The following is a 13005-nucleotide window of genomic DNA, read 5'->3' as shown; positions in this document are numbered from 1 at the left end:
AAAGATAGTCTATTGTATGGAAACCCACGATTCGCTTTTGCAAGCAATTGAGCAAGGAAGTTTTATGGCCTTAGCCCGGGCGCTAACCCTGGTAGAGAATGATATTTATCCTGCTAAGGCGCTTTTACGTTCCCTGAAGATTAAGGGAGATGTTCCTGTAATTGGCATTACAGGCCCTCCAGGTGCAGGTAAAAGTACGCTGGTCAACGAGATAGCTTCATATTTTGTAGCGAAGAAGATGAAGATTGCCATCCTGGCTGTAGACCCAACTTCTCCATTTAATTTTGGCTCTTTACTTGGCGACCGAATCAGGATGTCCAGCCATTTTAATAATCCGGGTATATATATAAGGTCTGTTGCCACCCGGGGTGCATTAGGTGGAATTTCTGCCAAAACGATTGAAATGGTTGATGTGATGAAATCCGCTGATTTTGACCTGATTTTGGTGGAAACTGTTGGTGTTGGGCAATCGGAGTTAGAAATAGCGGGTTTGGCAGATCGAACGGTTGTTGTGTTGGTTCCGGAGTCTGGTGACGAGATCCAGAACATTAAATCCGGCCTGATGGAAATAGCGGATGGATTTGTGGTCAATAAATCGGATAGAGATGGCGCTGCATTGTTTGCGGCCAATCTTAAGAAACTGGTACAGGACAAACCAATTCCTGTTTTTGAAACAGTTGCTGATCAAGGTGCTGGAATTACGGAATTGTGTGAATGGTTGACAGCACCCGGAGATTTTAACCGGGAACGTAAATCTTACCTTATGGCAGAAAAGGCATTTAAGATAATCCAGGACTACAGAATGAAGGATGTTGACCGGGCTAAATTGCGCGCCGATCTGGCAATTGCACTGACTTTGCCGGAATTTAATGTCTATAAATTTATTGACAAGTGGCTTTAGCTGGCTGACAAAACAGGTTGTTTTAGGCGTTTTTCATGCCATTGTCTCAAAAAAAGGACTTGATTTAATAAGTGTTAACAATTATTAACACTTATTTTGCGCTTATTTCGGCGTATTATCGAGCTCAAATAGGGCTAAAATGCTGCTAATGTATGGCTAAATTAAATCTTTTAAAAAAAATACCGACAAGTCTATAAGTTTAGTAATGTGCTAAAGGATAGTGTATTGCCACTGTATTTGTGGTGTTAGCTTTTTTGTACACCCTCTGGTTTTGGTTAAAATATGCTGCGTTTTTCACTATTTTCTGGTGAGGTTTAAGTTTGGAACGGTGTTTGCACACGTGTTTGAGAATTTAAAAATTTGTTTAATTTTGCTACACAAAAAAAATTAGACGATTAAAATTTGTTTAACCTTAAAAAAGAAAATTATGAATTATTCTACTTTAAAAAAGGGGCTTGCAGTTTCTTTTGTAGCATTAATGGGAGCTACGACTCTTGCTAATGCTCAGGATTCTACAGCAACTTCTTCTTCAGCCAAAGTATTTGGTGGAAGAGGGCAGTACAGAACCTGGTCAATTGGTGTAAATGCGGGTGTTTTATCTCCATTTGTTGCTATTGGCGGTTCAAATGATTTCAACAGCCAGGATGTAAATTTAGGTTATGGAATCTCCATTAAAAAACAATTAGGTCATGCTTTTGGCTTGGAACTGAACGGTATCCGTGGTAAAGTTTCTGGATCTAACAAAAATGCACCAGGTGGTGTTGAGTTTGGTTACAGAGATTTCGAAACTCAAATTCAATATGCTGTTGATTTAAGAGGTGTTGTTAACGTAGCAACTGTTGACTTCTTGCGTCGTGAGAACTCAGTAAACTTCTTCGTAACTGCTGGTTACGGTTTAATGGCTTCTTCTTCTAAAACTACTGCTGCTAACGGTACTGTTACTGATAACAAAGGTACTTACATTGGTAGCCAGTACGATCGTCATGATGCTAAAGACTACAGAAAAGATGTTTACATCCCTGTAGGAGCTGGTGTTAAATTCAAAGTTTCTGACCGTGTTGCTTTTAACTTAGGTTATACTATGCACTTCACTGATGCTGACGGATTTGATGGAGCTACTAACGTAAAAACAACTACTAAAGATAAATTTGCTTATGGTTACGGTGGTTTAGAATTCTCTTTAGGATCTAAATCTAAACCAGACTTAAACTGGGTTAACCCTTTAGCTTTAATGTATGATGAATTGAAAGACCCTTCATTACGTCAAGAAGTTGAAGCGCTTAAAAACCGTGTTTCTAACGTAGAGAAATCTATTGAAGATTTGAAAAAAGATTCAGATGGTGACGGTGTTGCTGATCAGTTTGACAAATGCCCAGGAACTCCTGCAGGTACTGCTGTTGACGGTTCAGGTTGCCCACTTCCAGTTGCTCCGGTAGCTGTAGCTGCAACTGCATCTGGTTTTGAGCCAATCCAATTCGAATTCAACTCTTCAGTTTTGAAAACTGAGTCTTACCCTATCTTAGATCAATTGTCTTCAGGTTTACGTTCAAACGGTGGTAAAGTAACCCTTAAAGGTTATGCTTCTAGCGAAGGTACTGCTGCTTACAACTTGAAACTGTCTAAAGACAGAGCTAACTCAGTAAAAACTTACTTAGTAAACTCTGGTGTTAGTTCTAGCCAAGTTTCTGCTAAAGGTTTAGGTGAAGCTAATCCAATTGCTTCTAACGATACTGAAGAAGGTCGTATTCAAAACCGTCGTGTTGAGTCTTCAAGAAACTAGTATTTCTTAACAACATAAAAAATGGGCTTCGTTAATTCGGAGCCCATTTTTTTTGCAATATGTTCTGCTCATAATTTTTTACATTTGTGTATTATGAAGCAGATTATTAATACTACAGAAGCACCTGCACCAATTGGTCCGTACAGTCAGGCTGTCCTTGCAAATGGTTTTCTTTACCTTTCTGGTCAGGTTGCCATCAATCCTTCTACGGGAGAACTGAACATCACTTCTCTTAAAGAAGAAACACATCAGGTTATGCGCAACTTAAAGGCGGTACTGTTGGAAGCAGGTTTCGATTTCAATGATATAATTAAAGTAACCATCTTTCTGTCTGATATGGCTTTGTTTGCCGAAGTGAACGAAATTTATGGTTCTTACTTTACACGTGATTTTCCTGCCCGCGAAACTGTGGCTGTAAAAGGCTTGCCAAAGGGTGTAAATGTGGAAATCTCTGGCATTGCTTTCAAAGGATAAATTACAGATCATCCTACCATAAATACCCGATATTTTGTTTGCTTCTGATTTAGATACTACAATTGAATTTCTAAAAGGAGTAGGGCCTAAACGTGCTGAAATTTTACAGAAGGAGCTGGGCATATATACCTATGCCCAGCTTTTAAATCATTACCCCTTTAGGTACATAGACAGGACCCGGTTTTATAAAATTAATGAACTTAATCCTGAATTGCCTTTTGTTCAGGTTCTTGGCAGAATTACCAGTAAGGAAACCATTGGTGAAAAGCATAAAAAGAGGATTGTTGCTAAATTCACGGATGATACCGGAACCATTGAACTGGTGTGGTTTCAAAGTTTAAAGTGGGTGGATGAACATGTGATGCGCGGAAAAGTATACATTGCCTTTGGGAAACCTACGGTTTTCAATGGCAGTTACAGCATCTCTCATCCTGAACTTGAAAACTATCCTAGGGTAGCAACGGCTACCGGAAACCTAACCTTGCAACCCGTATATAATTCTACGGAGAAGCTTAAGAAGTTCAATTTAGATAGTAAGGGGATTCAGAAATTACAGTCTTACATTATTGATCAATACCTTAGCGAGGTAAAGGAAACCATGCCTGCCTATGTGTTGGAAAAATATAAACTGGTCAATCGCCGTGAGGCTATATTAAACATACATTTTCCTAAAGATGTAATTTCTTTGCAGCATGCGGAGCGCAGGTTAAAATTTGAAGAATTGTTTTTTATTCAGCTGCAGTTGTTGAGTAACAAGCAGTTCAGAGAACTAAAATTTAAGGGACAGGTTTTTGGTACCGTTGGTGAAAAGGTAAATACTTTCTACAAGGAGATTCTTCCATTTGCCTTAACAGGTGCACAAAAGCGGGTAATTAAAGAAATAAGAACGGATACGCAGCGTGGTGTACAAATGAACCGTTTGGTTCAGGGTGATGTAGGCAGTGGAAAAACTGTTGTGGCCCTGATGAGTATGTTGCTGGCCAACGATAACGGCTTTCAAGCTTGTATGATGGCCCCTACCGAGATCCTGGCACGTCAACATTACCATTCGATAGTTTCTTTATTGAATGATGACCTGGTTAAGGTAGCCATTCTTACAGGTAACAGTACAAAGAAAGAGCGGGTAATTTTACATCAGCAATTGGAAAGTGGGGAGATTGATATTCTGGTAGGTACGCATGCACTTATTGAAGATAAGGTTATTTTTAAGAGTTTGGGCCTTGTGGTGATTGATGAGCAACATCGTTTTGGCGTTGAGCAAAGAGCTAAGCTATGGCGTAAGAACAGCATCCCCCCTCATATCTTAGTGATGACGGCTACACCGATCCCCAGAACGCTTGCAATGACCCTATACGGGGATTTGGATGTATCTATGATAGATGAGCTTCCTGTGGGCAGAAAACCGATTGAAACGAAGCACTTGTTTGAGGGGCAACGCTTGCGCATGTTTGGTTTTATGAAAACTGAAATTGCCAAAGGAAGGCAGGTTTATGTGGTCTATCCTTTAATTAAGGAAAGTGAAAAGTTAGATCTCTTGCATTTAGAGGCAGGCATTGAACAAATGCGCTATCAGTTTCCCTTGCCTGATTTTCAAATCAGTATTGTGCATGGAAAAATGCTGAATAAAGACAAGCAATACGAAATGCAGCGTTTTATTGATGGCAAAACGCAAATCATGGTGGCCACCACGGTAATTGAAGTAGGTGTGAATGTGCCTAATGCGTCTGTGATGATTATTGAAAATGCAGAACGCTTTGGTTTATCTCAGCTTCATCAGCTCCGTGGCAGGGTTGGCAGGGGTGCAGAACAATCTTATTGCATCCTGATGTCTGGGCAGAAACTGAGTAAGGAGGGGAAGGTAAGGCTGGAAACAATGGTGAGGACCAATAATGGCTTTGAAATTTCGGAAATAGACCTGGAACTACGTGGCCCTGGAGATCTTTCTGGTACGCAGCAGAGTGGTGTGCTGGATTTAAAACTTGCCAATTTGGTTAAGGATCAGCAAATTTTATATGAAGCCAGAAATACGGTAATTGAGATTTTTCAGGAAGATCCAACACTCACATTACCTAAAAATGCAATGCTTAAGCGCTTTATTGATAAAAAGGCCAGAGGCATTGCATTAGATAAAATATCTTAATCTTCGTCACTGCCGGGCATAGATCCAGAGCCAGTATAAGCTCCTTTTCTGATCACAGGTACACCGAGGTGTTTGTACAGGTCATCCAGATGAAGTAAGCTTCCGTTGGTGAGGTTACCCAAAAAGATAATCACGATGTTTTTGTTCAGGTCACGCACGTAGATGTGGCGGAAACCATGCCACCAGCCTGTATGGTAAACTACTTTTCTGTTGTTCTCCCCATCAAACATTCGCCAGCCATATCCATAGTTGAAATGGCCATTAACCGCCTTATTGTGTCCGGTATAAGCAGAATCCAGGCTTGGTTTGGTCAGTAACCTGCCATTCCTTAAGGCATGATCATATAATACCAGATCATGCAAAGTACTATAGATTCCTTTATCTCCAACCGGACCGTCTAAAAAGTTTTGTACTACAGAATATCGCCAGGTACGGTCATGGCCAACCACGTCTACCGGAATTTTAGGATAAACGGTAGTTGAATATACATGCGTATTTTTCATGCCTGCTGGTTTAAAGACATTGGTCATCATGTAATCTGCGTAGGTTTTACCAGTTACTTTTTCAATGATGGCGGCAAGTACCATGAAATTAGAATTGTTGTAGTGAAACCTCGTATCTGGTGCGGCATATCTTGCTGGTTTATGTTCCGCAATAAGGTTCATCACGTCCAGATTACTCATGGGTTTTCTCTTTTCCTTCCAGATGCCATCGGTAAAATATACGTAATTCATCATTCCGCTGCGGTGAGTCAGCAGAAGCTTTACAGTTATGCCTTCATAGGGGAAATTGGGATAGAATTTCTTAACGTTGTCATTTAAAGAGAGCTTGCCTTTCTCTACCAATTGCATAATCGCCACCCCGGTAAAGGTTTTGGTTACAGAGGCCAGTTCAAATTCCGAACTGATCTTCAGGCTGTCGCGGTGCAGGTAGTCGGCCCAGCCAATTGCCTGCTCGTATAGTATTTTACCGTCTTTCGCAACCAGCATATTGCCGTTAAAGCCATATTTTTTATGGAGATTCTGAACGAAACCCGCAATCCATTGATCGCCTTTCTTGGGGTTGTATACCAGGAGCAGACTATCTTTTTTGTCGTCATCTGCTGTACGTTCTGTACTTGGTACCGTTACAGGTGTATCTTTTTTAGAATTGGAGCAGGCAGTAAAGGACAAAGCCGCCATTGTGGCCACCGATAATAGGTTACGAAAGGTCATGTATTATAAAATTCTTTTAAAAAGCCCGAAAATTAAGAAATATTACCCCTTTTAACGTAAAAGAGTTTTAAACATTATCATTTACTTTACAATCATATAAGAGTATAAAGCTTAAATTTGTCCAAAAAACCAGTATACAATGAATTTTAGAACTGAACACGATACCATGGGTGAGGTGCAGGTGCCTGCTGATAAATATTGGGGAGCACAAACTGAACGTTCACGAAACAATTTTAAAATAGGTCCTGAGGCATCTATGCCTAAAGAGATTATTCATGCGTTTGGCTATTTGAAAAAAGCTGCTGCTTTAGCCAATACGGAACTTGGGGTATTGAGTGCTGAAAAAGCGGAATTAATTGCAAAGGCATGTGATGAAGTTATTGCCGGAAAGCTTGATGAAGAGTTTCCATTGGTAATTTGGCAAACAGGTTCTGGTACACAAAGTAATATGAATGCCAATGAGGTTATTGCCAATCGTGCGCATGTTATGAACGGTGGAAGCCTTGTTGATGATCAAAAAGTATTGCATCCTAATGATGACGTAAATAAATCGCAATCTTCTAATGATACTTATCCTACGGCGATGCACATTGCAGCCTACAAGCAGGCTGTAGAGATTACCATTCCGGGTTTGGAGAAACTACGCAATACGCTGAACTTAAAAGTATCTGAATTTGCAGATATTGTTAAAACCGGTCGTACCCATTTTATGGACGCCACACCCTTAACGCTTGGACAAGAGTTTTCTGGCTATGTACAAATGATTGATAATGGCTTAAGAGCGGTTAAAAATGCGCTGGTGATGATTAGTGAACTTGCACTTGGTGGTACTGCTGTAGGCACGGGATTGAATACGCCTAAGGGTTATGATGTACTGGTTGCGGCAAAAATTGCTGAACTAACCGGATTACCTTTTGTAACTGCGCCTAATAAATTTGAGGCATTGGCGGCACATGATGCCATGGTGGAACTGTCGGGTGCGTATAAACGCTTAGCGGTTTCTTTAATGAAAATAGCAAACGATATCAGAATGTTAAGCTCAGGCCCTCGTTGTGGAATTGGGGAGATCATTATTCCTGATAATGAGCCCGGATCTTCTATTATGCCAGGTAAGGTAAATCCTACGCAGCCTGAAGCTTTAACTATGGTTTGTGCGCAGGTAATGGGTAATGATGTTACGGTTGGTATTGGTGGCAGTAACGGACATTTTGAGTTGAATGTATTTAAACCTGTCATTGCAGCTAACGTATTGCAATCCGGACGCTTACTTGGTGATGCTTGTGTGTCGTTTAATGATAAATGTGCTGAGGGTATTTTGCCAAACTTGCCCGAGATTCAAAAACACCTTGAAAACTCACTGATGCTGGTAACAGCATTGAACCCTCATGTGGGTTATGAAAATGCGGCAAAAATTGCTAAAAAAGCACATAAGGAAAATAAAACGTTGAAAGCTGCGGCTGTTGAGCTCGGCTTGTTAAGCAGCGAGGAATTTGATGCATGGGTAAAACCTGCTGATATGGTTGGCAGTTTAAAATAAAACTGGTGGCCAAATATCCATTATCTATACTGTTATTATACTGTTTGATGGCGTCTCTTGGTTGTGAGAGACGCCCAAACATTCAGGGTAATGGAGAACAATTTTTGCAGGGTGCCTGGAAAGAAGAGGCACTTGCTGATTCGGCCGCTTTGCTGACTTACACCATGTACCAGTTTAAGTTTACCTGTGATTCCTTTTATGTACAACTTACTACACATGCTAAAGTTAATTATTATGAAGAGTCTTGCTTTAACGGGGGGCTCTGGAAGGAATATGCAAAAGGTGTGTATAGTGTAAGGAAAGACAGCCTTTTTTTAGATGGGCTATACACCAAATCTAATTACAAACAAAAAGTTTCCGGCTGTTACCAAAGCGGCAGGTTCCTAAAGTCTTTTATAGTGGAGCGTTCAAAACCGGATACTTTGCTTTTAAAAAACACGATAGACCAGCGGCAAAGCCGGCTGGCGTTAATACAAAAAATCATTTGCATCCCTAAAGCTTTATAAGATGAATTTATCCCTTAAAATAAAAGTGTGTGCCTTGCTTGCAGTGGCCCTTTATATCCCTTCTAATGTGTTTGCCTGGGGCATTACTGGTCATAGGGTAGTAGGCAAAGTTGCAGAGTATTACTTGAGCGCTAAAGCTCGTAAAGCAGTAAAGGGTATTTTGGGTAATGAAGATATGGCAATGGCCAGTAACTGGATGGATTTTATAAAATCTGATACTTCATTTAACTATCTCAATTCATGGCATTATGTAAATCTTGCTGCTGGTTTGGATCAGAATGGTGTATTTGGCTATTTAGATTCTTTTAATGAGGCTAGTTTATATTCTAAAATTCCGGAGCAAATTGCCGTTTTAAAAAATGAAAAAAGCTCTGCAGGACAGAAATTAATGGCATTAAGGATTCTGATTCATTTAATGGGCGACCTTCACCAACCTATGCATACGGCAAGAAAAGAAGATCTTGGCGGTAACAAGGTTAATGTAACCTGGTTTGGACAACGCTCTAATCTGCACCGTGTTTGGGATGAGGGACTGGTAGATTATCAGCAGTTGAGTTATACGGAATATGCGACCGCTATAAATCATCCCGCTAAGGAGCAACTTAGCAAATGGAAGGCAGGCACATTAAAAGATTATATTTATGAATCATATGTTGCCTGCAATAAAATTTACGCCTTTACCAAAGCAGAGGACAAATTAAGCTATAACTATAATTTTGAGTTTGTGGGCCTGCTGAATGAGCAATTGCTTAAGGGAGGCATCCGCCTGGCTGTGGTATTGAATGACATCTACAGGTAATAACTGTCTGAAGAAAAATATTGTAAAACCTTTTTTTAGATAGGCTGTTGTCTTCGTACATCAAATCTATAAAAAATGGAAACTACAACAGTAAATACCGAAGTATTAAACGACCTGATCCTAATTAATAACGACAGGATTGAAGGTTATACAAGAGCTATTGAAGAATTAAAGCCTGAAGACAGCGATCTTAAAGCTTTATTTGTTAAAATGATTGGTGAAAGCCATAAATATAAATTGGCTTTGGCTACCGAAGTACAGACTTTAGGTGTGGACGCAGAGTCTGGAACAACTAATTCGGGTAAAATATACCGTGCCTGGATGGATGTTAAAGCTTTGTTTACCGGACATGACCGCAAGACTGTTTTGAACAATTGTGAAGCAGGTGAAGATGCGGCGCAACGAGCTTATAAATCTGCTTTAAATGAAGAAGATTTGTCTGCCAACCTAAGAAGCCTGATCTCTGATCAAAAAGCAACCTTAAGGGTATCTCATGATGAGATCAAAGCCTTGCGCGACGCACAGGCCTAGGTCTTAAAAATTTTTGTTAAATAAACAGGCCCCTGAGTTTTATTCAGGGGCCTGTTTATTTTATATGCCAAATTCCTTGTCCAGGTACTCGGTTACTTTATCAATGGCATTGTCAATGGTATTGCTTAAAATGGTAATATAGGAACCAGATTTAGCTGTGGCGATGAGAAACTGCAAGGCCTCTGCACCATTGTTATTGATGATGACTTCCATATCTGGTTTGATCTCTCTGATCCCAGCCAGCAGTAAGTCGATCAATTCCTGTTGATCACGACCGCGTAAGTATTTTTCCTGGCAAATAATAATTTTGTCAAACATTTGCGCGGCAATGCGGGCTGTTTCTTTAATGTCTTCGTCCCTTCTATCGCCGGTGCCAGAAATTACACCAATATGTTCCGTTGCCTCTACAGTTTTCAGATAATCTTTGATGCCGTTAAAGCCATCTGGATTGTGTGCAAAATCAACCAGAATTTTAAACTCTTTAAATTTAAAGATATTCATTCTTCCTGGTGTTTGTGCCGCTGAGGGAATGAAGGTTTGTAACGACATCCTGATATCTTCAATTTTATAACCATATAAAAAGGTAGCCAGGGTTGCTGCCAATACATTCTGGATCATGAAATCAACACTGCCGCCAAAAGTGAGTGGAATGTGAGTAACCTTATCCACCCTGATTTTCCAGTCGCCTTTCTTGATGGTGATGTAACCATTTTCGTATATGGCCGCTGTGCCGCCTTTTTTACAATGCTCCACAATTACAGGATTATTTTCATCCATGCTAAAGTAGGCGACTTTGCAATCTGCTTTGCCTGCTATTTTAACGCAATATTTGTTATCTGCATTTAATACTGCCCAGCCATCTCTTTTTACAGCGCCTATTACTACGCCTTTAACACGTGCAAGATCAGACAGGTTATGGATATCTGAGATACCTAAGTGATCTTCTTGTATATTGGTTACTACACCAATATCGCACCTGTTAAAGCCTAATCCGGCTCTTAATATTCCTCCCCTTGCTGTCTCCAGAACTGCGAATTCTACGGTGGGATCTCTTAATATAAATTCTGTACTTACCGGTCCAGTGGTGTCGCCTTTCATCAGCAGGGTATTTTGCACATAAATACCATCTGATGTGGTGTACCCCACTCTTGTACCATTACTTTTTACAATATGGGCAATAAGTCTTGTTGTGGTGGTTTTACCATTTGTACCCGTAACAGCAATGATTGGGATGCGGAAAGATTTGCCGGGAGGATATAACATTTCAATAACAGGAGCGGCAACGTTTCTTGGCAATCCCTCGCTCGGGGCAAGGTGCATCCTAAAACCAGGTGCAGCGTTTACCTCCAAAATTACCCCGCCATTTTCTGTTAAAGGTTGGGTTAAGTTTTGCGCCATAATGTCTATTCCACAAATATCAAGGCCAATAATCCTCGCAATACGTTCGCTCATGAAAACATTTTGAGGATGCACCAGGTCTGTGACATCAATAGAAGTTCCGCCAGTACTCAGGTTTGCGGTCGATTTAAGATATACCACTTCTCCATTTGGCACTACGGTATCCAGGGTGTATGCTTTTTTGCTCAGTAAGTCAAGCGTGTCCCGATCTACAAGGATTTCTGTGAGCACATTTTCATGGCCATAACCCCTTCTTGGGTCTTCGTTTTCTTTATCAATCAGTTCCTGCACGGTTGCTTGCCCGTTGCCGGTAATATGCGCAGGTACGCGCAATGCTGCCGCCACCATTTGGTTATCTATCACCAGGATTCTGAAGTCGTAGCCGGTAATAAAGCGTTCAACAATGATTTTACGGGAATATTGCTTTGCATATTCGAAAGCAAGTTTAGCCGCTTCTTCTGTTTGTACATTGATGGATGCCCCTTTACCGTGGTTGCCGTCAAGAGGTTTAAATACCATAGGAAAGCCAACATGGCTAATGGCCTCTTTTAATTCTGATAGTTCGGTAATGGTTATGCCTTTTGCAACAGGTATTGCAGAGTCTTTAAGGATGCGTTTCGTTTCATCTTTATTTCCTGCAATATCTACAGCGATACTATTGGTTCTTTCGGTCATGGTAGCCCTAAAGCGCACCTGGTTCTTTCCATAGCCCAATTGCACCAATGAACTTTTATTTAACCTGATCCATGGAATGTCTCTTGCAATGGCTTCATCAACGATAGAAGCAGTACTGGGGCCAAGTCGTTCCATCTGTCTGAGTTCGCGCAGTCGTTGAATGTCGGCTTCCAGATCGTAGTCTTCATTGTTAATGAGTGCCTGGGCAATTTTTACGGATGCTTCGGCAGCGTAAATTCCAGCTTTTTCCTCAAGATAACTAAATACAACATTGTACGTGCCGCTGGTTTTAGTTTCTCTTGTACGGCCAAAGCCTGTTTCCATGCCTGCCAGCGTTTGAATTTCGAGTGCGATATGTTCAATCACATGCCCCATCCAGGTACCTTCCGCTACGCGTTCGAAGAAGCCACCCGGAGCACCTTTAGAACAGCGGTGACTTTGCATGCTTGGCAGGAGTTTTTGAAGGCGGGCTCCAAAACCATCTATTAAATTGGTTGGACTTTGTTCAAGCTCTTCCAAATCCAGGCGCATTTGAATGAGTTTTTTTCTGTTAACAGACCAAATATTGGGTCCTCTTAGTGCTTGTATGCCTAATATTTTCATTGGGTTATATGTTTATCTTTTAGTGGTAATGAAGCGATCAAGATTTGGTTATTCATTATTTGTGATTGAATAATCATGACGGTTTCATTGGGTTATATGTTTATCTTTTAGTGGTAATGAAGCGATCAAGATTTGGTTATTCATTATTTATAGTTGAATAATCATGACGGGTTCATTAGTTTATATATTTATTTTTTAATGTAATGAAGCGGTCATGGTTCTGCTTATTCTTCCTATTGCAATGAGAATAACCATGATGGGCTTTATCAGTGTATGTATTTATTTTTATAGTTGGAAGCGATCATGAGTTGTGCATTCATGGTATGGTGGCGCAAATAATCATGGTGGTTTCCGGAGGCTTTCAGTATTGGTCTGATTTGTTCATAAAACTAGTAAAAGAATGTGAATTTACATAGGTGAGGTTAATTTAAGGTGTAGAATTCATAA

10 protein-coding genes are annotated in these 13005 nt (G+C 40.5%); 8 read left to right on the top strand and 2 right to left on the bottom strand.

The window, feature by feature from the left end; all coding sequences use genetic code 11:
* Positions 1-16 precede the first annotated feature (16 nt).
* From meaB to recG, 4 genes are all read left to right on the top strand, one after another.
* The gene (gene meaB / locus LPB86_RS02560) at positions 17-901 is read left to right on the top strand and encodes a methylmalonyl Co-A mutase-associated GTPase MeaB (protein WP_230640978.1); all 885 of its coding nucleotides are present in this window, start codon (positions 17-19) and stop codon (positions 899-901) included.
* A gap of 427 nt (positions 902-1328) precedes the next feature.
* Entirely contained in the window at positions 1329-2681 is a 1353-nt protein-coding gene (locus tag LPB86_RS02555; protein ID WP_230640977.1) for an OmpA family protein, read from the top strand.
* Between the two features lie 93 nt (positions 2682-2774).
* On the top strand, positions 2775-3155 hold the full coding sequence (locus tag LPB86_RS02550) for a RidA family protein (RefSeq protein ID WP_230640976.1): 381 nt from the start codon (positions 2775-2777) through the stop codon (positions 3153-3155).
* A 34-nt stretch (positions 3156-3189) separates the two neighbouring features.
* Positions 3190-5295 carry an ATP-dependent DNA helicase RecG gene (gene recG / locus LPB86_RS02545; RefSeq protein WP_230640975.1) on the top strand — a complete coding sequence of 702 codons (2106 nt, stop codon included), beginning with the start codon at positions 3190-3192 and terminating at the stop codon, positions 5293-5295.
* Here the strand turns inward: recG and LPB86_RS02540 are convergent.
* Positions 5292-6509, bottom strand: a complete 1218-nt coding sequence (locus LPB86_RS02540; protein WP_230640974.1) for a serine hydrolase — start codon at positions 6507-6509, stop codon at positions 5292-5294. The two genes, recG and LPB86_RS02540, sit on opposite strands and share 4 nt — an antisense overlap.
* A 139-nt stretch (positions 6510-6648) precedes the next feature.
* On the opposite strand from LPB86_RS02540, the gene fumC reads away from it, so the two are divergent.
* The 4 genes from fumC to LPB86_RS02520 all read left to right on the top strand — a co-directional run bounded on the left by fumC (position 6649) and on the right by LPB86_RS02520 (position 9882).
* Positions 6649-8046 carry a class II fumarate hydratase gene (gene fumC / locus LPB86_RS02535; RefSeq protein WP_230640973.1) on the top strand — a complete coding sequence of 466 codons (1398 nt, stop codon included), beginning with the start codon at positions 6649-6651 and terminating at the stop codon, positions 8044-8046.
* 47 nt (positions 8047-8093) lie between these two features.
* Positions 8094-8552, top strand: coding sequence for a fumarate hydratase (locus LPB86_RS02530; RefSeq protein WP_230644277.1), 459 nt, complete (start codon positions 8094-8096; stop codon positions 8550-8552).
* 1 nt (position 8553) lies between these two features.
* Positions 8554-9351: a S1/P1 nuclease gene (locus LPB86_RS02525; RefSeq protein ID WP_230640972.1), complete on the top strand. Its 798-nt coding sequence runs from the start codon at positions 8554-8556 to the stop codon at positions 9349-9351.
* 75 nt (positions 9352-9426) lie between these two features.
* Positions 9427-9882 (top strand): PA2169 family four-helix-bundle protein, encoded by a 456-nt coding sequence (locus tag LPB86_RS02520; RefSeq protein WP_230640971.1) that lies wholly within the window; start codon positions 9427-9429, stop codon positions 9880-9882.
* Between the two features lie 60 nt (positions 9883-9942).
* Here the strand turns inward: LPB86_RS02520 and cphA are convergent, their stop codons facing one another.
* Positions 9943-12558, bottom strand: a complete 2616-nt coding sequence (cphA, locus tag LPB86_RS02515) for a cyanophycin synthetase (RefSeq protein WP_230640970.1) — start codon at positions 12556-12558, stop codon at positions 9943-9945.
* Positions 12559-13005 lie beyond the last annotated feature (447 nt).

Source organism: Pedobacter sp. MC2016-14, assembly GCF_020991475.1.
Lineage (GTDB): Bacteria > Bacteroidota > Bacteroidia > Sphingobacteriales > Sphingobacteriaceae > Pedobacter.
Note: the sequence above shows the minus strand (reverse complement) of the source record. Positions and strands in the feature narration are given on the sequence as shown.

Bases quoted from the DNA above. Each gene is read 5' to 3' on its own strand.
- LPB86_RS02525 (WP_230640972.1), top strand. From the start codon at position 8,554: ATGAATTTATCCCTTAAAATAAAAGTGTGTGCCTTGCTTGCAGTGGCC.
- LPB86_RS02555 (WP_230640977.1), top strand. From the start codon at position 1,329: ATGAATTATTCTACTTTAAAAAAGGGGCTTGCAGTTTCTTTTGTAGCA.
- cphA (WP_230640970.1), bottom strand. From the start codon at position 12,558: ATGAAAATATTAGGCATACAAGCACTAAGAGGACCCAATATTTGGTCT.
- fumC (WP_230640973.1), top strand. From the start codon at position 6,649: ATGAATTTTAGAACTGAACACGATACCATGGGTGAGGTGCAGGTGCCT.
- LPB86_RS02520 (WP_230640971.1), top strand. From the start codon at position 9,427: ATGGAAACTACAACAGTAAATACCGAAGTATTAAACGACCTGATCCTA.
- LPB86_RS02540 (WP_230640974.1), bottom strand. From the start codon at position 6,509: ATGACCTTTCGTAACCTATTATCGGTGGCCACAATGGCGGCTTTGTCC.
- LPB86_RS02550 (WP_230640976.1), top strand. From the start codon at position 2,775: ATGAAGCAGATTATTAATACTACAGAAGCACCTGCACCAATTGGTCCG.
- LPB86_RS02530 (WP_230644277.1), top strand. From the start codon at position 8,094: ATGGCGTCTCTTGGTTGTGAGAGACGCCCAAACATTCAGGGTAATGGA.
- meaB (WP_230640978.1), top strand. From the start codon at position 17: ATGGAAACCCACGATTCGCTTTTGCAAGCAATTGAGCAAGGAAGTTTT.